The organism is Pseudarthrobacter sp. NCCP-2145, assembly GCF_023708005.1.
GTDB classification, from domain to species: Bacteria; Actinomycetota; Actinomycetes; order Actinomycetales; family Micrococcaceae; genus Arthrobacter; species Arthrobacter oxydans.
The window spans coordinates 58,687-80,891 of the sequence record NZ_BRCG01000005.1; the positions used below are offsets into that span (position 1 = coordinate 58,687).

Genomic DNA, 22,205 nt, shown 5'->3' on the forward strand with positions numbered 1-22,205 from the left:
GGAATCCACCAGAGCCCGGGACCGGACATCGGTACCCGTCATGTGCCCCCGGGCCAGCCCATTGTCTTTGGAGGGGGCAATGGTTCCGGCATAGGTTGGCTGCAGTTGTGTTTTCCACGCTGCTGGACAATCGAGGAGGAACCATGGGCGATGACGCCGTGGGCAAGGCCGCTGCAAGGAACGACGCTGTGTTGAACGCGGGCAGGGAGAGCCAGCCCGGAGTCAGCCATGCGGACAGGATTGATGACGACGGCGGCCGTCCGGCGAAGTGGCGCATCGTCGGTCCCGGACTGGTGGTGGCGGCCACAGGTGTGGGTGCCGCTGACATGGTGGCCACCCTGGTGGCGGGCTCCCGCTACGGCTACGGCCTGTTCTGGGCAGTCATTGTGGGGGTGGTCCTGAAGATCATCCTCGTCGAGGGGGCCGGCAGGTACACGCTGGCAACCGGAAAAACGATCTTTGAGGGCTGGCGTTCCCTGGGCAAATGGACCACCTGGTACTTCGGCCCCTACATCATGATCTGGGGATTCGTGTACGGGGCCACGGCCATGTCCTCCGCGGCGCTGCCGCTGGCTGCCGTGTTCCCTTTCCTGCCGCTGTGGGGGTGGGCCATCCTGATGGGCCTCGCCGGCTTCGCGATGGTGTGGTGGGGCAAATACGCCACCTTCGAGAAGATCACCGCCGTGCTGGTGGGCATGATGTTCGTGACCGTGGTGGGACTGGCCGTGATTGCCGCCCCGAACATTCCGGAGATGCTCGCCGGGCTCATCCCGATGATCCCCTCGACGGACGGCGGCATCTTCTACACGCTCGCGCTGGCCGGTGGCGTGGGCGGCACCATCACCCTCGCCGCCTACGGCTACTGGCTTCGCGAAAAGGGCTGGTACACGCCCAAGTGGATGAAGGTCATGCGGATCGACAACTCCATGGCCTACGTTATGACCGGCATCTTCGTCATCGCCATGCTCATTGTGGGTGCGGAGGTTGTGCGTTCCGCGGGTGTGTCCCTCAGCGCCAGCGACGAAGGGCTGCTGGACCTCTATGGTGTGCTGAAAGCGGAATACGGGGACGTTGTGGGAACCGGGTTCCTGGTGGGTTTCTGGGCCGCGTCCTTCTCCTCCATCATCGGCGTATGGAACGGGGTCTCCCTGATGTTCGCCGACTTCTGGGGCAACATGCGGGGCAAGGAGTCCGGCCACCCGGATACCCGGGTGGGCGGTAAATACTTCAGGTTCTACATCCTGTGGCTGACGTTCCCGCCCATGGTCCTGTTCGCGCTGGGCCAGCCGATCGGCCTGATCCTGCTGTACGGGGCACTGGGTTCGCTGTTCATGCCGTTCCTGGCACTGACCCTGCTGGGGCTGCTCAACGGCCGGCGGATCCCCAGGGCGTGGGCCAACAAGCTCCACTCCAACATCGCACTGGGGATCTGCGCCCTGCTGTTCATCGTCCTGGGCATCCGGCAGTTCTGGACATCCCTCTCGCCGCTGTTCGGCGGTTAGGAGTCCGGCTGCGGCCCCTCACGGGGACCCGGCCTACCGCTGCAGTTCCAGGGCCCGCTTCTGCCGCGCCGAGATGCTCGAAACGTACCCGCAGTTGGTGCAGGTGATGTTGTATTTCCGCGACGTGGTGAACACGGGGATGAAGAAGAGCGTGAACTTGGTGGCCCGCTCCTCCAGGCGGTGATGGACGAACGAGCGGCAGTACTGGCAGGTGGCCGGTTTGCCGGGCAGCGCGTTCAGCACTGTTTTCAAACCAAAGAGAAGGAACATGGGTCTGGCCTTTCGGGGCAGTCCTGCTGGCTGTTCTGACAACCTTAGGCCCTGGGGTTGCCGATAGCGCCATCCTGACAGCCTCCCCGACCGGTGCGATACTGGGGGTCCGCGCACTGTTCGTTATCAGGGGGATTTCGGCAATCATGGTTCTGGATACCGCGACCCTCCGGATTGCGTTCGGCCTGATGGCGCTGGTGCTGGTGTTTCTTTTCTATTTCTCGGCCTACCGGGTGACGCGCTCGCCGTACAGCGGCTGGTGGTGCCTGGCGCTGCTGTTTTTCCTGGCAGGATCTGCGTGCTTCCTGCTGGACGGCACGGCCCACCAGGTCTGGGCCAACCCGCTGGGGAACGTGCTGCTGGTGCACGGCGGGGTGGCCGTGTGGGCTGGTGCACGGTCGCTGCGGACCGTACCGCCGCCCACATGGGCCTTCACCGGTATCCCCCTGGCCACCCTGGTGGCCTCGGTCCTCGATAACCCGGCCACCAATACCTGGTCCGGCGGACCTGTTTTCCTGGCGGTCATGAGCCTTACCATCGGACTGGCATCCCGTGAACTGTGGCGCCTGGAACCGGGCTACTCCCGGGTGCGGATCCCCATGGCCGTGGCCGCGGGCGGACTGTCCGTGTTCTACCTCCTGCGCTGGGGTGCCTTCATGCTGGACGGCCAGGACGGGCCTGTTTTCCAGAGCGTCTTCGGTTCCGCGGTCACCACGCTGGTGACCATGGTCCTGCTGGTGGTGGTCTCGTTCAGCATGGCGGCCCTCAGCAGCGAGCAGCAGACCAGGGCCCTGCGCGTGGTGGCTTCCCGCGACGATCTCACGGGGCTGCTGAACCGCAAGGCCTTCCTGGAAATGGCGGCGGAGCAGCTGGCGGACCTGTCCATCGCCAGGGGATCAGGCGCCCTGGTCCTGGCAGACCTGGACCACTTCAAGTCCGTCAACGACACCTACGGGCATGCCGCCGGGGACCTCGCCCTGCAGACCTTCGCCGATGCGTGCACTGCCACAGTACGGCCCACCGACCTGGTAGGCCGCTACGGCGGGGAGGAATTCGTCATCCTCGTCCCGGGCGCCAGCGCCGAACGGGCGGAACTCATCGCCGAGTCGATCAGCAACCGCCTGGCCGCGGCGACCACGGCGGACGGGATGGAGATGCCCACAGCCAGCTACGGGATTGCCACCTACGACGGCGCCTCAACGGACGTTGAGCGCCTGATCGCCTCAGCAGACGCCGCACTCTACATGGCCAAGTCGCTGGGCCGGAACCAGACTGCCCGCAGCGACAGGATGTCCTAGCCGGGGCCGCGCACCGGGCCTGTTGCCAAACTGTGGCTTCCGGGCGGTCCGTCACCCAGGGGCAGTGTGAAGCCCTGCTGATAAAATGGCGGGGTTGCAGGCGGCCTTATTGCTGGTCCAACCAGCGCCGTAACCAAGTTAGGGACCAGACACTCATGACGGCAGGCGGGTCACACCCCGGGACTTCGGAGACTCAGCCGGGCGCGCCGGCTAAAGCCTCCGGCCCGGCCACCGGCCGCGCCTATCTCGCCACCCTTGAGGGCTTCATCGGAGCCCTCATGATGTTTACCGGCTCCATCGGCACGGGCTGGATCGCCAACGGCTCACCCATGATCCGCCAGCCAGTGGTCATTGCCCTCCGCACGGAAGGCTGGGGAGTGACAGTGTCCACCGTGCTGCTCACCGTGGGCGCCATGGTGCTGATCCGTTCCTGGCTTCGGCTGGGCCAGCGGCTGGCGGACTGGGGACAGTCCGCGCTGCAGTCCGTAGTAGTGGCCATCTCCGCCTGGTCGCTGCCGCTGCTCTTCTGCGTTCCGGTGTTTTCACGGGACGTCTACGCCTACACCGGCCAGGGCAGGCTGGTGATGGAGGGCCAAAACCCGTACGAGGTGGGTATCTCAAGCCTCAGCAACTGGTTCTCGCTGGGGGCCGACCCTGCGTGGGCCGAAAACCGGACACCGTACGGCCCCTACTTCCTCTGGCTGGCACGCGGGGTGGTCGGGCTGACAGGTGCCCAGCCTGACGTGTCCGTGCTGCTCTTCCGCCTCCTGGCCGGCGCCGGCGTCCTGCTCTGCGTTATCTATGTCCCCAAGCTGGCGGAACTGCACGGCATCAACGGGGCCCGGGCCCTCTGGATTTCGGTGGCCAACCCGCTGTTCCTGATCAGCTTTATTGCCAGCGCCCACAACGACGCCCTCATGGTGGGGCTCGCCGTCGCCGGCGTCTACTTCGCAGCCACGCGCCGCTACATGGTGGGCATCCTCCTGGTCACCGCCTCCATCGGCATCAAGCCGATCACCGTGCTCCTGCTGCCGTTCATCGGTGTGATGTGGGCGGGCCCGTCCGCGTCGTGGCCGCGCAAGTTCCTGATCTGGGCTGCGACGGCGGGCATCAGCTTCGGCGTGCTGGTCCTGAGCGGCATCCCCTACAACCTTGGCATCGGCTGGACCTGGGCCATCATGGACCCCACCCCGGGGTACACAGGCTACTCGCCATCCGGCTTCCTGGGCCAGCAGGTGGAGTTCCTCGCCAACGTCCTGGGACTCCCCGGCGGAACCTTCGCCACCCTGTTGCGGACGGGCATGAAATGGGCCGCGATCGGGCTGGTCCTGCTGCTGATGTTCCGGGGTGACTACTCGCTGGCGGTACGCCGGATGGCGCTGGCGTTCACCGCCGTCGTGATGCTGTCCCCCATCATCCAGCCGTGGTACATCCTCTGGTTCCTGCCGTTCCTGGCCGTCACGGGAATCCGCGACGACTGGCAGATCAGGTCGCTGTACGTCGGCGTCACGTTCTTTGTGGTGTTCGGGGCGCAGGACCAGCTCTCCGTCTGGTCCTTCGTGGAACTGCCCATCGATGCGTCCTCGCTGGCGTTCATCACGGCCCTGGCATTTACGTTCTATCTTTTATTCCTTGACGTGCATACACGGAAGCTGCTGATCGAAGGCAAGCCACTGGACCTGGCCAGGCGGGGCTGGACGTGGCTGATGGCGCTGCGCGAGGCCAGGCGGAGCCGGGCGGAAGAGCCTGGCCGCGAGAAGCTGGGAAGCCGCTGATCCAGGCGGTCAGCCGTGCGCAGTGACGTAGTCGATGAGCCCGCCAACGGTTGAAACCTGCGGATAGTCGCGCTCCGGAATATTTACGCCGGTGGAGGTGTCGATCGTTTCCACCAGCCGCAGGAAATCCAGCGAGTCCAGCTCCAGGTCTTGGCGCAGCCGGGCGCCCGCTTCTTCCAGGTCCTCCGGCCCGACGTCCGGCGCCACCTGGTTAATGGCCCGGTGCACTGCCGCGCGGGCATCCTGTCCGTTCATAATTCCTCCGGTTTCTGCAGCAGCTCGTCCAGCCGGGCAAGGAAGCGGGCCCCGCGGAGGCCGTCGCTGACACGATGGTCGGCGGACAGTGTTGCCGTCACCACGGGGCGTATGCCCAGCATCCCGTTGTGGGCCCATGGCTGTTCCATCACCCTGCCCAGCCCCACCATGGCCACCTGGGGCGGATAGATGACGCCGAAGACGCTGTCCACGCCAAGATCGCCCAGGTTGGTCACGGTGATGGTGGGATCTGCCATCTCCGCCCGTTGCAGCTTCCCTGCCCGGGCCCGGCCCACGAGGTCGCGGAGCCCTTCCATGAGCTCGTCCACGGACAGGGTGTCCGCGTTATGGATGGCGGGGGCAACAATGCCACCCTTCCGGAGGGCGACGGCCACACCCAGGTGCACGGAGGAGCTCGGCCAGAACCCGTCGTCCAGATAGAAGCCGTTGACCTCCGGCACCGTCTTGGCGGCGAGGGCAGTTGCCTTCAGCAGCAGGGCAGACGCCACCAGCCGGGAGGACACCACTCTCCCGGCATGTTGTACAGGGTCCCGTGTTCAAAGATCAGTACCGGATCCGGATCCTGCAGGGCGGTCCAGAGCATGCCGCGGGCGTCCTCCAGCGTGGCGGGCGCGAGGATGCGCAGGCCCGGAATGTGGGCGTACCAGCCTTCCAGGCTGTGGGAGTGCTGGGCGCCCAGCTGCCGGCCCGCCCCGGTGGTCATCCTGATCACCAGGGGGACGTTGAACTGCCCGCCGGACATGTGCAGGAGGGTAGCCGCGTTGTTCACGATCTGGTCCAGGGCCAGCAGGCTGAAGTTGACCGTCATGATTTCCACGATGGGCCGCATGCCGCCGAGCGCCGCGCCAATGCCCGCCCCCACAAAGCCGGATTCGGACAAGGGCGTGTCGCGGATGCGTTCCGGCCCGAATTCCTCGAAAAGTCCCAGGCTGACAGCGAAGCAGCCCCCGTACGCCCCCACGTCCTCACCCATGAGGAACACGCGTTCGTCGCGCTTCATGGCGTCCCGGATGCCGGCCCTGATGGCTTCCCGGTAGGTGGTTTTCATTGCGGGCCCCGCTCGCTGTAGACAAACCGGGTGAGTTCCTCCACCGGCTCCGGTGTCCCGGCCTCGGCGAATTCGACGGCCGCGGCCACCTCGGCGTCGGCCTCCCGCTGCAGCTCCGTCCACTGCGCTTCGGCCAGCTGGTCCGCGTCCCCCAGGGCGTTGCGGAGCAGGGTGATGGGGTCCCGCTCCAGCCAGAGCGCCACCTCCGCCTTCTCCCGGTAGCGTTCGGGGTCGAACATGGAATGGGCCCGGAAACGGTACGTCCGCAGTTCCAGGAAGTGCGGCCCGGCGCCGGAACGAACCGCGTCCACGGCGCGGCGGGCAGCCTCATGGACGGCGAGCACGTCCATGCCGTCCACCGCCCAGGCCGCCAGTTCGTAGCCTGCCGCCTTCAGTGCAATGTCCGTCTGGGATTCGGAGCGCCCCAACGCCGTGCCCATCGCATACAGGTTGTTTTCGCAGCAGAAGAGCACCGGCAACTGCCACAGGGCGGCCAGGTTGAGGCTCTCGTGGAACTCACCTTCCGCTACGGCGCCCTCGCCAAAGAAGCAGACGGTCACCCGGGAGCGGCCGGCCATTTTGTCTGCCAGGGCAAGGCCGACGGCGAGGGGCAGCCCGCCCGCGACGATGGCGTTGCCGCCAAAAAAGCGGGTCCCGGCGTCGAAAAGGTGCATGGAGCCGCCGCGGCCGCGGCAGCATCCCTGGACGTGCCCGTACATCTCGGCGAGGATGGCGCCCGCGGGGACGCCCCGCAACAGTGCGTGCCCGTGTTCCCGGTACGTCGCGACGACGGCGTCCTCCCCCTGGAGGTTGTCCAGGACGCCCGCCGCAACGGCTTCCTCGCCGATATAGACGTGCAGGAAGCCACGGATTTTTGCCTCACTGTAGAGTTCGACGCATTTTTCCTCGAGCCGCCTGACGCGCAGCATCTGGAGAAGGAGGTGCCGGGCCAGGGCGGCCTGGTCCGCGCTGATGCGCCCTGCCACGGCGGTCATGGTGCCTCCTGCGGGGTTTCAATCGTGGAGGTGTCCCCTTCGGGAAGCCCCAGTTCACGCGCCTTCAGGAGCCGGCGCAGGATCTTCCCGCTGCGCGTCCTGGGGAGCGCCGTGGTGAACTCGACCATCCGCGGGGCCACCGCGGCACCGAGCCGTTTGCGGGCGAAGCCGATGATGTCCAGGCGAAGCTCCTCCGATGGCTCCCACCCGTTCCGCAGCTCCACGAACGCCTTGACCACTTCCCCTGCCACGGGATCGGGGACACCAATGACCCCGGCCTGGGCCACAGCCTGGTGCTCCATGAGCGAACTTTCCACCTCGAAGGGGCCGATGAGGTGGCCGGAGGATTTAATGACATCGTCACCGCGGCCCACGAACCAGTAGTATCCGTCCGCATCACGCTTGGCGATGTCCCCGGTGAGGTACCACCCTCCGGCGAAGCAGCGACGGTACCGCTCCTCTTCATGCAGGTAGCCCCTGAACATCGAGGGCCAGCCGGCCCGCAAGGCCAGTTCCCCCATCGCGTCCGGCTCCGCGACCAGCACGGGAAGACCGTCCGCAATCACCGGTTTGCCGTTCTCATCCCGCTGGACCAGGGCTGCCTCCACGCCGGGCAGGGGCCGGCCCATGAAACCGGGCCGGATCTCGGTGGCCGCGAAATTGGCAATCATGATGCCGCCGGTTTCGGTCTGCCACCAGTTGTCGTGCACGGGCTGGCCAAAGGCTTCCCGGCCCCAGACCACCACCTCCGGGTTGAGGGGTTCGCCCACGCTCGCCACGAACCGGAGCACGGACAGGTCGTGGCCCGAGGCGCGGTCGGCGCCGGCCTTCATCAGCATCCGCAGGGCGGTGGGCGCGGTGTACCAGACCGTAACGCGCTGCTCCGCCAGGATCCGGTACCACCGGTCCGCGTCCATCTCCTCCTGGTCCACCACCGTGGTGACGCCGTGCACCAAAGGGGCAATGACGCCATAGGAGATTCCGGTCACCCAGCCCGGGTCTGCGGTGCACCAGTAGACGTCGTCCGGATGCAGGTCCAAAGCGTACAGGCCCGTGGCGTAATGGGCGGTGACGGCCTCGTGCACATGGATGGCACCTTTCGGGGTGCCGGTGGTTCCGCTGGTGAAATGGAGGAGGGCCATGTCCTCGCCCTGGGTGGAGGCAATCCCGGCGTCGCCAGGTGCGGCCTCCATGAGCATGGCCAGGTCAAGGGTTCCCGGTTCCGGCTCGCCGTCGGCGTCAATCAGCAGGACGTGTGTGAGGTCCGGAAGCGCGTCCCGGATCCTGGCCACTTTCTTGCGGTAGAGGGCCCTCGTGGTGACCAGCACGCGCCCGGACCCCAGCTGCAGGCGTTGCCTCACGGGATCCGGCCCGAAGGCAGAAAACAGGGGGCAGAACACGCTTCCGTTCTTGAGGGTTCCCAGCACCGCAACGTACAGCTCCGGACTCCGGCCCATGAGGGAAAAGACGCGTTCCGTCCGGCCAATCCCGAGCTGCGCCAGGACTGCGGCAAACCGGCTGGTCTGCTCGGCAAGTTCGCGGTAGCTGAGGGAATGGGTGGACCCGTCAGCCCGGACAAAGCGCAGGGCCTCGTGGCCTGCCCTGGGGCCTGCGGCATGGCGGTCCACGGCCTCGTGCGCGATGTTGAGGCCCCCGCCGGGAAGCCCGGACAGCGCCCGGCGGGCACCGTCCCACGAAAACGCACGGCACACGGCGTCGTAATCCGCCAGGTTGGGCACCACGGGAAAGTCCTGAAGATCCTTGGAGATCCGTGGCCAGCGCGTGGGTTGGGTTGTGCCTGCGGTCATGCTCCAATCCGACTCCTGCAGGCAGGGAGTGGCAAGGGTAGAAAGTCCCCCGGGGTGGGCAGGGACGCGCGTGATGGCGGGGCGCAGCGGGCCCTTTGACCCTGTTGCGCTGCCCGGGGCAGGTGTCTAGTGGGAGGGTATTAGCCCCGCGCCCGTGGCTCTTGCCCGCCCCGGCCGGAGCAGAGGAGAAGGGTGCTTGGCATGACTGAGGTAGTCCGGTACGAGGTGGGCTCCGGGACTGTTCTGGTGGAAGTGGCGGACAACAGCTACGGCGTGGAACACCCCGCAAGGAACGAACAGGGGATTTTGGATGCCGGCCGGCGCCTGGAGGATGCCCTGGCCGCCGTCCGCCCCGCCGCGGCGGCCGCCGTCGACGCCATGCGGGAAATCGCACCCGAGCACATGGAAGTGGAATTCGGGGTGAAACTGGCGGGCACTGCGGGGGCGGTCATCGCCCGGAACACCGCTGACGGGCACTTCATCCTGAGGATGTCGTGGTCCGCCTCCCCGGATGTCCTGTCCGAGGAAGAGTAAACCGGCCTGCGGGGCCGGGGTTTCCGGGATGCAGCAGCACTTGAAGGGTCTCCACGCGAGGAGGTGTCCGGATGTATGAGTTCCGGGACCGGGTGGAAGCGGGCCGGAAGCTCGGGCTCGCCCTGGCCGGCCTGCGCGGGAAGGACGCGGTGGTCCTGGGCCTGCCCCGGGGCGGCGTTCCTGTGGCGGCCGAGGTTGCGAAAGCCCTGGACGCCCCCTTGGACGTGATTGTTGTGCGCAAACTGGGGGTGCCCTTCCAGCCGGAAGTGGCGATGGGTGCCATCGGGGAGGGCGGTGCCCGGGTGCTGGACCGGCGGGTCGTTTCCGTTGCCAGGGTTACAGAGGATGATCTCAGGACAGTTGAGGCGCGCGAGCGTGCACTCCTGGAATCCAGGCTGGAACGGTACCGCCAGGGACGGCCCCCCAAGGACCTCAGCGGACGTACGGCCATCATTGTGGACGATGGCATCGCCACCGGATCAACGGCCCGGGTGGCGTGCAAGGTGGCGCGGCAGCTGGGCCCTGCTGCTGGTGGGGGGGTGCCGACACCCAGGTCCTGGCCCTGAACCGGCAGGCCATGGACCTGATGCGGGCCCCGGTGCACCTGGAGACCATCCCGGGAGCCACCCACCTTTTCGAGGAGCCCGGCACGCTCGGCCAGGTGGCAGCTCTGGCCAGGGAATGGTTCTCGCGCTACTTGACGCCGGAGGGCGCTGCGGAAGGTGTCCAGGAGGCTCCACTGTGAACGGGGCGCCGGCGCCCGTGCGCCACATGCAGGAGCTGGACGAGATCCGGCTCCTGGGACGCCCGCTCGCTGCGGCGGAGGACCTGGACGCTTACCAGCTGCTCGCCGGCTTTGAACGATGGCCCACGTGCAGAACGCCCTGGTGGCAGCCAACGCCGAATACTGGTGCAAGTGCGTTACTCGATCCATGCGTTATTGGAATAGGTCTCGCTGCGTAGTTGGGGGTAGGCATTCCATGATCGGGTGGCGATGTCTGCCCAGCCCACTGCCGCTTGGGTCCCTAGACCGGTGAGGTCTGAGAGGAGCCGGATGGGCAGCTGCCCGGCGAGATTGGTCAGGGCTGGTCCGCGTAATTGCCTGGAGTCGATTCCGACTGGGGCGAGTCCGAGACTGAGGGATGATGTGCTGATTCGGCAAGCAGGTGTGAGGACCCGAACCAAAGCCGCGTTTCGGTGCCCTCCGTGGTGATCTTGTCGTTGGTAAGGGTGGTGATGCGTGTGAGTCGTTGGGCGTAAAGCCCCACGAAAAGGCCTAATCGTCTTGAGTGGACAATCGCAGGCGCTCCCGTTTAACCGTCAGTAGCACCGAAGAACCCCGCACTGTTCCCGGCGCGGGGTTCTTCGTTACTGGAACAGTTCCGAGTTTTATCTGGCCCTACCTAACCACCGGGACAAATGACTTGCTGCCTCGATGGCCCGCCGCGTGGGCGGTGCAGTCCGTGGCTTAGATGCTCTACGAGATCTCCATAACTAGGACGCCGTACCAGGTCAATTCCATACCGTGATGACATAGTTCCAGCCCCAGTTAACGTTTGTTCTGAAGCAGCCGCTGGCACTGATCCGCTTGTTGGGCCATTGGCGCTGGGCCCAAAGGTAGCGGGTCCAGTGATCGTTCTTGCAGTTCTCCAGGCTGTACCGGTACGGGCCGCCAACCTCCTGGTAGCAGACGGAACCGGACCAGCACGAGGCTGCCGATGCCGCCGGGGCAGCAGCCACGCCGAACCCCGTTGTAACCATGGCGGTCGCGAGGAGCAACCCGACCTTCTTCTTGATGTTCACTACTGGTACCCCCAGGTCAGTGAGACTTCCGTCCGAGTCTCGTCTGACTGACCTTATCGCCTTTTATCTCACGAGGGTCGGAGGGAAGATCGATGCTCTGTAGGGCTCGCACCCCTTCGGGCGCCCGCTTCGCGGCCGGCTGTTGGGTCCAGTCCCCACGTCGCAGAGCTCCGCGATGCCTGGCCCTTTTTGTCTACGACGATGCTCCTATAGTCGTCAAACGACCATTGAGGTCTCCCATGGATCCCGGGCTAAAGAAACCGCCTTGACACAGGTTCCGGTCTGCAGGGTGGACATGTAGCGCTGAGAATCTTCGATGTCATCTTGGCACCGTTTCGGACCCTTCACCTGCAAGTGCTTGTTGCACTACAGCGAATCGGTGTCTCCGGCCTTTTTCCGGATAACAAGCTCACTCTGACCGGCTTCAGCTATTGAGTCGCGGATTGCATTCCTTACTGCGCGATATATAACGCCATAAAGGCAGTATAGAAATATGGCAGTAAAAATTACAACCAAGAACGTCAGTAGGGTTTGATCCACTTTTAAAGTGCTCCATATATTGGTTGTGATGACTTCCTCAGCACGTCGCCTTGGTTTGAGTAACCAACGCTAAGTGCGCCGAAACCTGCCGAGACAGACACAACACTGCCGCCACGGTTGGCCTCATAAGCGAAGGCGATACCAACTTGAGCCGGACCGCCAACTGTGCAGTTCGCCGCGTTCAAAGTCGACGTTACGCACCCATTATCAGTCAGATTCGCGAATCCAGAGGTTCCATCGTGGATGTTCCAGATTGGCGCCTTTGATGAAACACCTGCATCTCTAAGGGTGGCGCGGTTGGTGACGGAACCATCCCACATGCCGGTGTTGGCCGCCAGGTTTCCGTGCCTAACGCAGTCGGGGTAGCTGAACTGAAGTGACGCGATGTCTTCCGGAGCCGCTTGGCCCACGAAGTCGTCCCTCCAGTCCCACTGGCCATAGACCGTCAGCTGGCGGCTGCCTTGCGCCAGCGGCACGTATGTGACGTAGACATCAAAGGCATCTGAAGGAAAGGCGGCCCGAGTCAAGCCCGAGTGCTTGCCGTCCAGGACCGCTTGCGCGTGCTCCGGGGTCACTTCTCCATCACCGTTGATGGAGACACGCGTCCCCTGTCCTGTGAGCCTCTTCGAGAGACGATCAAGCCCCACGATATCGCGAGGTTTCTTTGCTACATACTGGTCAAAGTTGCGCTTCTATCTCAGCGTTAGAAAGCGTCTTTTTCGCATCTGCGCTAGCGGGTTGAGCTGAAAGTCCCGCAAGAAGAGCGGCGCATGCGGCAATAGCGAACTTTTTACTTAGTTTCCCCAATTTTCCCCCATATAAAAAATACTTAAGCGCAACAAGCGTAAACGGTATATGTGACAGTTTGCAAGCTGAATCGGCCAGCCGATTTTGAGGTCTATTAATTGCAGATAAAAACCGGGATAAAGAAAATCAATGATCCTAACCGGAAGTGTTGCAAAATTGCCAGTCAAAGCTAGCTGACCATATCGGTCGTCCCACCGTTCGTGCAGGTTCCCCTACTGTTGAGGGGTGGGGGACGAACAATTGATGAGGAGAAACGGCCGGGTGGCGGTACCCAACGCCAAGATCTATTGGGAGGCCACCGGGGAACCGGGTGGCCTCCCAGCATCGCCGTCCATCACGGTCCGGGCTCAAAGGGCCCGGTGTGGGCGCACAACACGCACGTTGGCGACGCCCGAGCCACGGATATGGCCCAGGGCGGAATGGACAACATCGGGCAACTGATGCGCCAGCGTCATCCGGGGAGGTCTTCCGCGATCGGCGTTGTCTATGATCGGGGCCATGAGGGCGGCAACTACGTTCCCACCCGCATGGCGGGCCGGTACGACGCCCTGCTCTGGATCCCGGAGGCCACGGCCCTCCGTCCCCTCCACCACGAGCAGCGGCCGGGTGAGCCCGAGCTCGAGACCGAGCCCACGGGCTTCTGAGGGGAAGTTACGCCCCGGCAGGCACCGCTGCAGGTTTCCGGCCCAGCTCGGCGGTCCGCTTCACCGACCACCACAGCAGCACCACCAGGAGCACGTTGCGCGTGGTGAGGATGGCCGCCATGACCGGGTGCGCGTGGATCAGCGGGGTGTAGAACAGCGGGTAGATCACGAACGTGGTCATGGCGATGCCCATCAGCAGCGCCGCGGGGACCTTCCACCGTTCCCAGTCGTGGGTGAGCCCGGCGATAATCACCGGCGCCAGCCAGATGATGAACTGCGGGGAGCCCACCTTGTTGAACACAATGAACGCGGTGACCATCATTAGGGAGCCCTCGAGGAAGAGTTCCTCCCGTTCGGCGCCGCGGTTCAGGGCACGGACCAGCAGGACGGCGGCAATGACGGCCGCCAGGATCAGCAGCGGCTGCATCAGGAAAGCCGCCACACCGGCGCCGGGGCCGTAAACCTCGGTGGAGTTGATGGCGGTGTTGTCCGCCATCTTCGAGCCCGCAATGTTGAAGACGCTCAGCCATACCCACGGCGTGGAGAAGGTGGCTTCCAGCTGCATGCCGCGCTCGCCCTGGTTGGTGAGGAAGTCCATGATGTGCGGCAGCCCGCCGGACAGCCAGGTGCCCAGCGCCACAACCGCCGTCACCGCCACCCCGGAAAGGAGTATGTGGATCCGCTTCCGGCTGGCGATCACAATGGGCACGAGGACGGCCGCCGGCCACACCTTGATCCAGGTGGCAATGCTGAGCAGGACGCCGGCCACCACCGGCCGCTGAGCCGCATACAGCAGGGCGATGAGCACGATGGGGGCGGTGATGCCTTCAACGCGGGCGAAGCTGAGGTAACCCATGAAGACCGTGAAGAACAGCCACCACCAGGCCGGGGCGATGCCGCCCGCCTTGCGCGGTCCGCGGGTAAGGAAAGCGAGTCCGACGGCATTGAGGGCTGCGATGATCAGGAACCACACCAGGAGGTACAGGTCCGGCCCGGCGATGTTGGCCAGGAAAATGGGGATCTGCGCCAGCACGGGGTAAACCCAGGGACTGATCTTCCCGTCGAGATCCCCGGGGTTGTAGCCGTCCATGGCCCACTGGCGGTACTGCTCTGTGTCGCTGAACGTGTCGCCGTGCAGGAAGAAGGACGCCATCCAGCCTAGGAAGTACAGGTGGACGACGGCGAATCCCCACCACACGCTGGAAGGGCGGGCGAACCAGTCCACCACCTTGGCGGGCAGGACTTTGCTGCGGACGGTGACCAGGCGGTCGAAGAACCTCGTGGAAATCTCAGGACTCCTTGAGCGCGGGGGCGGCAGCGGGCGCCTTCTTGCCCAGCAGGTAGAGGCGCCGGACGCTCCAGAGGAACAGGATCACCAGGAGGACGTTCCGGATGGTCAGCACCAGGGCCATCCACGGGTTGTTGTGGCTGAGGGCGTCGTAGAACAGGGGGTAGATGAAGTAGGTTGCCACGGCAATGACGATCAGCATGGCGGCCGGGACCCGCCAATCACGCCAGCTATGGGCGAGCCCTACGGCGACGGCCGGGGCGAGCCACACCATGAACTGCGGGGAGCCCACCTTGTTGAACACGACGAACGCGGTGGCCAGGGTCAGGGCGCCGGCGAGGAGCAGTTCGGTGCGGTCAATGCCGCCGTTGAGCCGGCCTTTGTGCTGTTTCCCGTTGTGGAGTGCCCAGAACGTTAGGCCGGCCACCAACAGTGCGGCCAGGATCAGGAGTGGCTGCATCAGCACCGACATCAGTGCGGTGCCGGGGCCGTCCACCTGCATGGAGTTGATATCCGTGTTCATGTACATGCGGGAGTCGCCGATGTTCAGGACGGACAGCCAGAGCCAGGGCGTGGTGAAGGTGGCCTCCAGTTGCATGCCGCGGTCACCCTGCTGGGTGAGGAAGTTCAAAAGCTTGGGGACGCTGCCCACCGCAGCGGCCAGCGCGACGACCCCCGCCGTCGTCGCAAGTCCGGCGAGCACCACCAGGACGCGGTTTTTTACGACGGCGAACAGGGCCAGCATGACGGCGGCGGGCCAGACCTTCACCCAGGTGCCGATGGCGAGCAGGACGGAGGCGATGAACGGCCGGCCGACGCCATAGGCCAGGGCCACCAGGACCAGCGGGGCGGTGAGGCCGTCCACGCGGGCGAATCCCAGCCAGCCCATGAGGAACGTGAACACCAGCCACCACCAGCCGGCGGGGATGGCCTGGCGGTCCCTGCCGCGGTTGGTGAGTTTCAGCAGGGCCCAGCCGTTCAGGACTGTGGTCATGAGGACCCACAGGAAGAAGAACGGACCGGGGCCGGCGATGCCTGCGATGGCCATGGGGATCAGCGCAAGGATCGGGTAGACCCAGGGGCTGGGCCCGCCGGTGAGGTTCGCGTCGTTGAACCCCGCCATGGCCCAGTCGCGGTAGATGAAGGTATCGCTGAAGGCCTCACCGCGAAGCGAGAGGGATGCGGCGAAGACCAGGAAAACCAGGTGCACCACGATGAAACCGGCCAGCAGCCCGCGGCCGGTGTTCAGCCGGGTCCGGGCAGGCGCAGGAAGGATGACGTTGCGGATCCGGGTGAGATTGCCGAAGATAGCGTCCGTGGAAATGGCAGGATCCTTGTCGGTTCGTGGCGCACGCAAGTTGCCGCACTGGCGGCGTGGGTTCTGCGGCGTGGCCGGTGTTCAGGGTTTCGGAGCCGTCCGGAAACAGCCCCCACTCTGTTCCAACTCTAATTCACGCCTCTGGGGGCCAGTAATTGGCAGGAGCGGGGAAAGCGGTATCCACCCCTGACCTGCTGCGTTTATCTAAAGTTGCTGGCGTGTGAAGCGTAGGGGAGCATGGACCGCGGGGCACCGAGGTGCCTTACTTCACCTGCAGCCCTGGGGAGCGCAGGGTGCGAGTTCCCCCATCCACCGATCCACGAAGGCCTGCCCCAATGAACTTTCCGCTGACCGTTACTGTTGCCGACCGCGAAAGCATGGACAGTGAGCTCGACGCCGCTGTCACCGCCGCGAAAGCCTATGCCCTCGCCGGACAGCGGCACGGCATCCTGGTCACCCGTCTCGGTGTGGACAAGTTCACGGTGGACCTGAGTGAGGCCGTTCCTTTCGGCTTCACCCGCGAACACCAGGCCTGGTGACCCGGCCGGGCAGGTTTTCGTAACCGGTCCTGCAGCCGCCCGGCGTTGCCGGGATTGCTTCCGGCACCCTTTGTGCCCCGCTGCCGCCATGGCCCGGTTCCGGTGCGGCTTGAAGGGTTAGGCAACCGTGACCTTAAGGTCGTTCCTTCCCGGTGCAACGCCCACTACTGTCGACAGCACCATCGGGGACGACGGAAGAGGCACGATGAGCATCGACATCGAAATTGGTACAAGCCTCAGCAATGAGGACGCAGCGCACTTTGCGGCCACAACGGAAGCAATCACCTCAGCGATGCAGAGGGTGCGCGAAAGTCACGCGGCGTACAGCTGGGTGTGGACGGACGAGATCCGCTGCCGCGGCTGCAACGCGAGCCTGGACATCCCGCTGCTCGCCAGCACGAACCTGAGCGCCGACAAAGCCTTCCAGGCACATCAGTCCGCCCAGCTCGACGCCCTCCTGGCTGCCGGCGGACATCTGCGCGGGAAAGCCGGTTAGCGGTACCAGCCTACCGAACGGTCGTAGCTGGACACCAGTGCTCCCGTGCCTGGTGCGCCGTCTCCGCCCGCGGGGAAGTAGATGGCCCCAAACTCGGCGCCTTGGGATTCGATCCGTGTGCGTGCCCAGGCCTTGGCGTCGTCGATGTCCTTCTCCGGGATACTTTCGCGGGTGCTGTTTCCGGCGCTGAGATGGATGTCCAGCTGGTACTGACCTGACTGGGAGGCTCCGGCATGGTGGCCAGGATCCCGCTCATCGCGCCTGCTGACCATCACCTGCGCCAAGGCGTGCAGGACGGACGGGTCCCTGGCGGCACTGCCATGCTGCTGTTGCTCCATCCGCAGCGCTGAAACCACGCTCTCCACGGTGTCCCCGTCGCTGACCACGTATGAAGCTCCGGTGACGTCCGCCTCCGAGCCCCCAACGCTTTTCAAGTACTGCATAAATTGCTCGGAGCTGGACTGTCTGGAGTTCATGCACCCTCCCTGAGGGCTATTCGCGGCGAGTGCCGACCTTCCCCACACTAGACCCATACGGGTCGCCCAGGTCCGTGCCAGGGGCAATAGTTTGGCGGAACGAGAATTGAGCGGATCGCTCCTTCCATTTCCAATATATCTCCGGGTGCGGGGCTTGCGGCAAGGCCGGGCCGGGGGCGCACAATCGCAGTGCCCGCAACCTGGAGAACGGAGCCGGAGCAATGCGTGATCATGCAGCGGTAATAGTCGGCGGAGGCCCTACCGGGCTGATGCTGGCCGGCGAACTGGCGTTGGCGGGAGTTGATGCTGCCATCGTGGAGCGGCGTCCCAACCAGGAACTCGCGGGTGCACGTGCGGGCGGCCTGCACGCACGAACCCTTGAGGTCCTGGACCAGCGGGGCATTGCCGGCCGCTTCCTCGCCGAGGGTCAGGTGGCGCAGGTGGCCGGCTTCGCGGGAACGCGCCTCGACATCAGCGATTTTCCCACCCGGCATCCCTACGGGCTTGGTTTGTGGCAGAACCATATCGAACGCATCCTTGCCGGCTGGGTGGCGGAGCTGGCCGTCACGTTCTACCGCGGACACGAGGTGACCGGACTCGTGGAGGAAGGCGCCGCCGTCGGCGTCCAACTCCAGGACGGCAGGAGGTTGCGTGGCGGCTACGTTGTGGGGTGCGACGGCGGCCACAGCCTCGTGCGCAAAGCGGCGGGCATCGGGTTCCCCGGCTGGGATCCCACCACCAGCGCGCTGATCGCGGAGGTGGAGATGACGGACCAGCCGGAGTTTGGCGTGCACCAGAACGCTTTGGGCATCCACTCGTTTGGCCGCAGGGAGTACCAGGTTGTAGACGGCAGGGTGGTCTACGCGGACAGCGGGCCCGTGGCGGTGATGGTAACCGAGGGGCACGTCGGGCCTGCTACGGAACCATCACTGGATGATCTCAAAGCAGCACTGACGGCTGCGTGCGGAACGGATTATGGAGTCCACAGCCCCACCTGGATTTCGCGGTTCACGGACATGACCCGGCAGGCCAACGAGTACCGCAAGGGGCGGATCCTGCTGGCCGGCGACGCTGCCCACGTCCACTCTCCGGACGGCGGCCAGGGCCTGAACCTGGGTGTGCAGGACGCAGTGAATCTCGGCTGGAAGCTGGGGCGGGTAATCAACGGGACGGCCCCGGACGCGCTGCTGGATACCTACCGTTCCGAGCGCCACCCTGTGGCCGCCCGGGTGCTGCGCAACACCATGGCCCAGGTTGCGCTCCGCCGCCCGGACCCCCGCACCAGGGCGGCAGGTGAGGTGGTCTCCGAGCTCCTGGGCATGGAAGAACCCCGCCGGCGTTTCGCCGCGATGCAGTCCGGTCTTGACGTCCATTACGATCTCGGCGAGGGCCATCCGCTGCTGGGACGCCGGATGCCCGACGTCGACCTTGATACCCGGGAAGGACCCAGCACGGTCTATTCGCACCTCCATGATGCCCGGCCGGTGCTGATGAACTTCGGGGAGCGGGGGTCGCTCGGCAAGGTCCCGCGGCCGTCACAGGTGAAGTTGGTGGATGCGCGGTACGGCGGACCCTGGGAGTTGCCGGTGCTTGGGCACGTCCGTGCACCCGAGGCAGTCCTGGTCCGCCCCGACGGGTATGTGGCATGGGTGGGGGACGTTAGCGGCGACGGCCTTAAGGACGCGCTGGCCTGGTGGTCGGCCGGCCAGTAGTGGTGCCGGCGGCGCGGGCGGTCAGGTTGACTCCTGCCGCGTTGAGGTGCCGGGCTCGCCTGGTGACCCGTTCCGGCCCGCCTTCGCCAGCGTGAAAATCCCGTAGTGCATTGCGCCGGTGCGGTAGGCCAGGATCAGGCGGGGGATGCTCAAAACGAAAATGCGATTGCGTGCGCCAAGGGCGAGGCGGCGGGTCTCGCGGTCCACCAGCAGGGCCTTCACCAGGCGACGGGCGCAGATCGGCCAGGTGCGCGCGACGCGGCGGCTGGCATCCTCATAGCCAGTGATCACAAAGCCCGCCGCCGTGGCCATCGCCTCATACTCCTCGCGCGTGCCCATCGAGGGCAGGCGCCCTTCGCGGCAGATCGGCTCAAGCAGGTGGCGGACCTTCCAGCGGCCGGCATCAGTCCCGGCGAGCCACGCGCAGACGACGAAACGGCCGCCGGGGGACAGCACGCGGTGCGCCTCGGCGAAGAACCTGGGTTTGTCCACCATGTGCTCGCTCGACTCGATCGCCCACGCGGCACTGGCTGAGGCGTCGGGCAGCCCGTTGGCCAGCCAGTCGCGGAGACGGATGTCCACGTGGGGCACAGGACGCGCGGCGGCATAGTGGGCCTGCTCGGCGGACAGCGTGAAGCCGGTAACGCGCGCTCCGCGGGCCAGAGCCAGCCGCCTTGCGGTGGAGCCGTAGCCGCAGCCGATGTCGACGCACGCCTCGTCCGGCATAAGGCGCAGCCGGTCGCCGACGGTGTCCGCCAGCGCCTCGACGGCCTCGGCGGGCGTCTCGCGACCCGTTGCCCACAGGCCGTGATGGACATGCTCACCCCACACCCGGCGATAAATCGGATCGAGCTCGTCGTAGTGATCCGCCACCGCCGCGGCGTTCTGGGAAATTTCGGGGACGATCACGCCATCACAGTACAACGCCGGCGGATTCCGCCGCGGTTCCGGGCGCCTAGTACACGGAGCCCTCAAGCAGTTCGGACAGCCTGCGGGCGGCGCGCCGAAGCTCCGGCACATTGGCCTTGATTTTTTCTTCGGTCGTCGCCTCTGCCGGGCAGTTCAGCGCCATGGCCTCGTTGGCGCGGCCGGCCCTGTTGGTCAGGGCAACCCCGACGGAGAGGACGCCCACGACGCGCTCGTTCGCGGAGTACGCGTAGTCCAAGCCTGGCGCGGGCAGCCGCGACCGCAGCTCCTCAACCGTGAATCCCGGCTCCTCATGGCCGGCGGCGATCGCGGCTGCCACGACCTGTTCGAGCTCTGCGTCAGAGGCGTCCGCAATCAGGATCTTCCCTGCCGCGCCGCGGGTCAATGGCAGACGTTTACCCAGGGGAAGGTCGTACTGCATGGGCGCTTCTCCTTGAACCCGTGCCACCAGGATTCGCTCGTTCCCGAGCCGGGTATGGAGGGACACGGACATTCCGGTCTGCGTTGCCAGCTGAGGTCCTTCAGCGTCTGGTAGGGGCTGTCCGGTAGCACCACCGGGCTCCAGACCGGTGAACACTTCGCCATGGCCCAGATCCAGGAAAGCACCGGCTCCGAATTCGCCCCCGTGCACTTCTCGGAGGGGGCTTCGGCTTCCAGCCCCTGGGCCGCCAGGTCATCGACCCCACCGTCATCGCAGTGCATTTCCCCCGCCCCGAGAGGGGCGTGGTGGAGCGCCTCGCCAAGCTGCCCGCCGCCAACATCGGCGACGCCATGGACCGGCTCGGCGTCGCCGACTCCGCGATCCAGGCCATCTGGCCGGGTGCCCTCCTGGCCGGCCCCGCCTTTACGGTGTGGACCAGGCCCGGGGACAACCAGGGAATCCACAGGGCCCTTGAGCTGGCCCGCCCCGGTGACGTGCTGGTTGTTGCCGGCGGAGGCGATTCGTCCCGCGCCCTGTTGGGGGAGCTCATCGGTGAGCGTGCCATCAACCTTGGCATCGCGGGCTTCGCGCTGGACGGGGCAGCGCGCGACGCCGACGCGCTGCGTGAGATAGGCATGCCCGTCTTCGCCCGGGCTACTTCCCCCGCCGGTCCCTACAAGAACGGTCCGTTCCGCCTGGGGACGCCCCTCGCCTTCGGCGGAGTCCCCGTCCTGCCCGGTGACGTGGTCATCGGCGACTCCGACGGCGTCGTGGTGGTCCCGCGGGAGCAGGCGGCCGCCGTCGCGGATGCCGCGGAAGCGGTCTTCGCCGATGAAACGAACCGCCGCCAGGCCATCGTCGCAGCCCGCGGCTAAACCAAGAGAGACAGAGAAAACCATGACAGCGGTAACCGTTATTGGCCTCGGCGAAGCCGGAGCCACCTACGCCGCGGCACTCCACGCCGCCGGCCACAAGGTCACGGGATTCGATCCCGTTGCCCCCGCCACTCCTGCCGGCATCACCCGGGCCGCCACCGCAGCAGAAGCCTGTGCCGGCGCGGACATCGTCCTGGTGATGACGGGCGCCGCCGCCGCACGCAGCGTTGCCGCGGAGTGCCTTCCGGTCCTCGGTCCCGGCAGCTGCTACGCAGACTTCACCTCGTCCTCGCCCGGAACCATGCAGGAACTCGGGCGGCTGCCCGGCAACGCCGACTTCGCCGACGTCGCCATCCTGGGTCCCGTGTCGGCATTGGGGGAGAAAACGCCCCTCATGGCCAGCGGGCCAGGTGCCCGGGCTGTCGCCGACCTGCTCGGCCCGCTGGGCGTCGACGTCGAAATCGCCGAAGGGGAACCGGGGGCGGCCATGGCCCATAAGCTTCTTCGCAGCGTCCTGATGAAGGGCCTGGCTTCCGTGGTGGTGGAGGCCGTGACCGCGGGCCGCGCCGCCGGACTCGAGGATTGGATCCGGGCCCAGATCGCGAGCCAGTTGGCCGGCAACGGGCAGGCCGTGATTGACCGGTTCCTCACCGGCACTGCCAAGCACGCAGTACGCCGCTCGAAGGAGATGCAGGATACCGCCAGCTACCTGGGCGACCTCGGCGTACCGGCCGAGATGACGACCGCCTCTGCCGCTGCCCTGGCCCGGATGGCCCAGGAACCAGCGCCGGCCTTGCGCTGACCGCAGAGTCGGGGACAATCAGGAGCGGATATTTCGTGACCGACCACATCA

The 22,205-nt window shown here is 65.8% G+C and carries 25 protein-coding genes and 1 pseudogene; 13 read left to right on the forward strand and 13 right to left on the reverse strand.

What is annotated here, in order from left to right; translation table 11 throughout:
• Window positions 1–143: 143 nt before the first annotated feature.
• The gene (locus NFU08_RS05760; protein WP_251421283.1) at window positions 144–1,502 is read left to right on the forward strand and encodes an Nramp family divalent metal transporter; all 1,359 of its coding nucleotides are present in this window, start codon (window positions 144–146) and stop codon (window positions 1,500–1,502) included.
• Window positions 1,503–1,535: 33 nt separating this feature from the next.
• On the opposite strand, the gene NFU08_RS05765 is transcribed toward NFU08_RS05760, so the two are convergent.
• Window positions 1,536–1,772: a zinc-ribbon domain-containing protein gene (locus tag NFU08_RS05765; RefSeq protein WP_174180798.1), complete on the reverse strand. Its 237-nt coding sequence runs from the start codon at window positions 1,770–1,772 to the stop codon at window positions 1,536–1,538.
• Between the two features lie 146 nt (window positions 1,773–1,918).
• On the opposite strand from NFU08_RS05765, the gene NFU08_RS05770 reads away from it, so the two are divergent.
• Together NFU08_RS05770 and mptB are read left to right on the forward strand one after the other, a co-directional pair.
• Complete coding sequence (locus NFU08_RS05770) at window positions 1,919–3,070, forward strand: GGDEF domain-containing protein (protein ID WP_251421285.1); 1,152 nt, start codon at window positions 1,919–1,921, stop codon at window positions 3,068–3,070.
• Window positions 3,071–3,225: 155 nt separating this feature from the next.
• Window positions 3,226–4,845, forward strand: a complete 1,620-nt coding sequence (gene mptB / locus NFU08_RS05775; protein ID WP_251421287.1) for a polyprenol phosphomannose-dependent alpha 1,6 mannosyltransferase MptB — start codon at window positions 3,226–3,228, stop codon at window positions 4,843–4,845.
• Between the two features lie 9 nt (window positions 4,846–4,854).
• Here the strand turns inward: mptB and NFU08_RS05780 are convergent, their stop codons facing one another.
• From NFU08_RS05780 to acsA, 5 genes are read right to left on the reverse strand one after another with little or no spacing between them, the layout of a single operon-like run.
• On the reverse strand, window positions 4,855–5,100 hold the full coding sequence (locus tag NFU08_RS05780; protein ID WP_251421288.1) for an acyl carrier protein: 246 nt from the start codon (window positions 5,098–5,100) through the stop codon (window positions 4,855–4,857).
• Window positions 5,097–5,624, reverse strand: coding sequence for a 2-oxo acid dehydrogenase subunit E2 (locus NFU08_RS05785; protein WP_251421290.1), 528 nt, complete (start codon window positions 5,622–5,624; stop codon window positions 5,097–5,099). Before NFU08_RS05785 ends, NFU08_RS05780 begins: the two co-directional genes overlap by 4 nt.
• Window positions 5,588–6,169: an alpha-ketoacid dehydrogenase subunit beta gene (locus NFU08_RS05790; protein ID WP_246256431.1), complete on the reverse strand. Its 582-nt coding sequence runs from the start codon at window positions 6,167–6,169 to the stop codon at window positions 5,588–5,590. The genes NFU08_RS05785 and NFU08_RS05790 overlap by 37 nt, the downstream gene beginning before the upstream one ends.
• Window positions 6,166–7,164, reverse strand: a complete 999-nt coding sequence (pdhA, locus tag NFU08_RS05795; protein WP_251421292.1) for a pyruvate dehydrogenase (acetyl-transferring) E1 component subunit alpha — start codon at window positions 7,162–7,164, stop codon at window positions 6,166–6,168. The genes NFU08_RS05790 and pdhA overlap by 4 nt, the downstream gene beginning before the upstream one ends.
• The gene (gene acsA / locus NFU08_RS05800; protein ID WP_251421294.1) at window positions 7,161–8,972 is read right to left on the reverse strand and encodes an acetate--CoA ligase; all 1,812 of its coding nucleotides are present in this window, start codon (window positions 8,970–8,972) and stop codon (window positions 7,161–7,163) included. Before acsA ends, pdhA begins: the two co-directional genes overlap by 4 nt.
• A gap of 201 nt (window positions 8,973–9,173) precedes the next feature.
• Between acsA and NFU08_RS05805 the strand changes: the two genes are divergently transcribed.
• The 3 genes from NFU08_RS05805 (at window position 9,174) to NFU08_RS05815 (ending at window position 10,251) form a co-directional block, all read left to right on the forward strand.
• Entirely contained in the window at window positions 9,174–9,506 is a 333-nt protein-coding gene (locus NFU08_RS05805; RefSeq protein ID WP_174180790.1) for a CU044_2847 family protein, read from the forward strand.
• A gap of 71 nt (window positions 9,507–9,577) precedes the next feature.
• Window positions 9,578–10,072: a phosphoribosyltransferase gene (locus NFU08_RS05810; RefSeq protein ID WP_251421296.1), complete on the forward strand. Its 495-nt coding sequence runs from the start codon at window positions 9,578–9,580 to the stop codon at window positions 10,070–10,072.
• An 11-nt stretch (window positions 10,073–10,083) separates the two neighbouring features.
• Window positions 10,084–10,251 (forward strand): hypothetical protein, encoded by a 168-nt coding sequence (locus NFU08_RS05815; RefSeq protein ID WP_251421297.1) that lies wholly within the window; start codon window positions 10,084–10,086, stop codon window positions 10,249–10,251.
• A gap of 767 nt (window positions 10,252–11,018) precedes the next feature.
• On the opposite strand, the gene NFU08_RS05820 is transcribed toward NFU08_RS05815, so the two are convergent.
• Window positions 11,019–11,309 carry a hypothetical protein gene (locus NFU08_RS05820; RefSeq protein ID WP_174180785.1) on the reverse strand — a complete coding sequence of 97 codons (291 nt, stop codon included), beginning with the start codon at window positions 11,307–11,309 and terminating at the stop codon, window positions 11,019–11,021.
• Window positions 11,310–11,851: 542 nt separating this feature from the next.
• Window positions 11,852–12,424 (reverse strand): hypothetical protein, encoded by a 573-nt coding sequence (locus tag NFU08_RS05825; protein WP_251421299.1) that lies wholly within the window; start codon window positions 12,422–12,424, stop codon window positions 11,852–11,854.
• A 432-nt stretch (window positions 12,425–12,856) separates the two neighbouring features.
• Here NFU08_RS05825 and NFU08_RS20825 point away from each other — a divergent pair, with 432 nt between their 5' ends.
• Window positions 12,857–13,300, forward strand: a complete 444-nt coding sequence (locus tag NFU08_RS20825) for an erythromycin esterase family protein (protein WP_285835575.1) — start codon at window positions 12,857–12,859, stop codon at window positions 13,298–13,300.
• A gap of 7 nt (window positions 13,301–13,307) precedes the next feature.
• Here the strand turns inward: NFU08_RS20825 and NFU08_RS05835 are convergent, their stop codons facing one another.
• Window positions 13,308–14,528, reverse strand: a complete 1,221-nt coding sequence (locus NFU08_RS05835; protein WP_251421303.1) for a glycosyltransferase 87 family protein — start codon at window positions 14,526–14,528, stop codon at window positions 13,308–13,310.
• A gap of 61 nt (window positions 14,529–14,589) precedes the next feature.
• A complete protein-coding gene (locus NFU08_RS05840) occupies window positions 14,590–15,876 on the reverse strand; it encodes a glycosyltransferase family 87 protein (RefSeq protein ID WP_377085389.1) in 1,287 nt (428 codons plus the stop codon).
• 365 nt (window positions 15,877–16,241) lie between these two features.
• Between NFU08_RS05840 and NFU08_RS05845 the strand changes: the two genes are divergently transcribed.
• Window positions 16,242–16,445 carry a hypothetical protein gene (locus NFU08_RS05845; protein ID WP_251421305.1) on the forward strand — a complete coding sequence of 68 codons (204 nt, stop codon included), beginning with the start codon at window positions 16,242–16,244 and terminating at the stop codon, window positions 16,443–16,445.
• Between the two features lie 205 nt (window positions 16,446–16,650).
• Window positions 16,651–16,941: a hypothetical protein gene (locus tag NFU08_RS05850; RefSeq protein WP_251421307.1), complete on the forward strand. Its 291-nt coding sequence runs from the start codon at window positions 16,651–16,653 to the stop codon at window positions 16,939–16,941.
• On the opposite strand, the gene NFU08_RS05855 is transcribed toward NFU08_RS05850, so the two are convergent.
• Window positions 16,938–17,417 (reverse strand): hypothetical protein, encoded by a 480-nt coding sequence (locus NFU08_RS05855; protein WP_251421309.1) that lies wholly within the window; start codon window positions 17,415–17,417, stop codon window positions 16,938–16,940. The genes NFU08_RS05850 and NFU08_RS05855 overlap by 4 nt on opposite strands.
• Window positions 17,418–17,638: 221 nt before the next feature.
• Here NFU08_RS05855 and NFU08_RS05860 point away from each other — a divergent pair, with 221 nt between their 5' ends.
• Complete coding sequence (locus NFU08_RS05860; protein WP_251421310.1) at window positions 17,639–19,129, forward strand: FAD-dependent monooxygenase; 1,491 nt, start codon at window positions 17,639–17,641, stop codon at window positions 19,127–19,129.
• A 21-nt stretch (window positions 19,130–19,150) separates the two neighbouring features.
• On the opposite strand, the gene NFU08_RS05865 is transcribed toward NFU08_RS05860, so the two are convergent.
• On the reverse strand, window positions 19,151–20,038 hold the full coding sequence (locus NFU08_RS05865; RefSeq protein WP_251421312.1) for a class I SAM-dependent methyltransferase: 888 nt from the start codon (window positions 20,036–20,038) through the stop codon (window positions 19,151–19,153).
• A 46-nt stretch (window positions 20,039–20,084) separates the two neighbouring features.
• Window positions 20,085–20,477, reverse strand: coding sequence for an IclR family transcriptional regulator C-terminal domain-containing protein (locus NFU08_RS05870; RefSeq protein WP_309296830.1), 393 nt, complete (start codon window positions 20,475–20,477; stop codon window positions 20,085–20,087).
• A 117-nt stretch (window positions 20,478–20,594) separates the two neighbouring features.
• Here NFU08_RS05870 and NFU08_RS05875 point away from each other — a divergent pair.
• The 3 genes and pseudogenes from NFU08_RS05875 to NFU08_RS05885 form a co-directional block, all read left to right on the forward strand.
• Window positions 20,595–20,714: pseudogene (locus NFU08_RS05875) on the forward strand (tripartite tricarboxylate transporter substrate binding protein); the annotation flags it as partial.
• 38 nt (window positions 20,715–20,752) lie between these two features.
• Entirely contained in the window at window positions 20,753–21,352 is a 600-nt protein-coding gene (locus NFU08_RS05880) for a methyltransferase (protein WP_251421314.1), read from the forward strand.
• A gap of 22 nt (window positions 21,353–21,374) precedes the next feature.
• Window positions 21,375–22,154: an NAD(P)-dependent oxidoreductase gene (locus NFU08_RS05885; protein WP_251421317.1), complete on the forward strand. Its 780-nt coding sequence runs from the start codon at window positions 21,375–21,377 to the stop codon at window positions 22,152–22,154.
• Window positions 22,155–22,205: the final 51 nt, after the last annotated feature.

Bases quoted from the DNA above. Each gene is read 5' to 3' on its own strand.
- NFU08_RS05760 (WP_251421283.1), top strand. From the start codon at position 144: ATGGGCGATGACGCCGTGGGCAAGGCCGCTGCAAGGAACGACGCTGTG.
- NFU08_RS05765 (WP_174180798.1), bottom strand. From the start codon at position 1,772: ATGTTCCTTCTCTTTGGTTTGAAAACAGTGCTGAACGCGCTGCCCGGC.
- NFU08_RS05770 (WP_251421285.1), top strand. From the start codon at position 1,919: ATGGTTCTGGATACCGCGACCCTCCGGATTGCGTTCGGCCTGATGGCG.
- mptB (WP_251421287.1), top strand. From the start codon at position 3,226: ATGACGGCAGGCGGGTCACACCCCGGGACTTCGGAGACTCAGCCGGGC.
- NFU08_RS05780 (WP_251421288.1), bottom strand. From the start codon at position 5,100: ATGAACGGACAGGATGCCCGCGCGGCAGTGCACCGGGCCATTAACCAG.
- NFU08_RS05790 (WP_246256431.1), bottom strand. From the start codon at position 6,169: ATGAAAACCACCTACCGGGAAGCCATCAGGGCCGGCATCCGGGACGCC.
- pdhA (WP_251421292.1), bottom strand. From the start codon at position 7,164: ATGACCGCCGTGGCAGGGCGCATCAGCGCGGACCAGGCCGCCCTGGCC.
- acsA (WP_251421294.1), bottom strand. From the start codon at position 8,972: ATGACCGCAGGCACAACCCAACCCACGCGCTGGCCACGGATCTCCAAG.
- NFU08_RS05805 (WP_174180790.1), top strand. From the start codon at position 9,174: ATGACTGAGGTAGTCCGGTACGAGGTGGGCTCCGGGACTGTTCTGGTG.
- NFU08_RS05810 (WP_251421296.1), top strand. From the start codon at position 9,578: ATGTATGAGTTCCGGGACCGGGTGGAAGCGGGCCGGAAGCTCGGGCTC.
- NFU08_RS05815 (WP_251421297.1), top strand. From the start codon at position 10,084: ATGGACCTGATGCGGGCCCCGGTGCACCTGGAGACCATCCCGGGAGCC.
- NFU08_RS05845 (WP_251421305.1), top strand. From the start codon at position 16,242: ATGAACTTTCCGCTGACCGTTACTGTTGCCGACCGCGAAAGCATGGAC.
- NFU08_RS05850 (WP_251421307.1), top strand. From the start codon at position 16,651: ATGAGCATCGACATCGAAATTGGTACAAGCCTCAGCAATGAGGACGCA.
- NFU08_RS05855 (WP_251421309.1), bottom strand. From the start codon at position 17,417: ATGAACTCCAGACAGTCCAGCTCCGAGCAATTTATGCAGTACTTGAAA.
- NFU08_RS05860 (WP_251421310.1), top strand. From the start codon at position 17,639: ATGCGTGATCATGCAGCGGTAATAGTCGGCGGAGGCCCTACCGGGCTG.
- NFU08_RS05870 (WP_309296830.1), bottom strand. From the start codon at position 20,477: ATGCAGTACGACCTTCCCCTGGGTAAACGTCTGCCATTGACCCGCGGC.
- NFU08_RS05885 (WP_251421317.1), top strand. From the start codon at position 21,375: ATGACAGCGGTAACCGTTATTGGCCTCGGCGAAGCCGGAGCCACCTAC.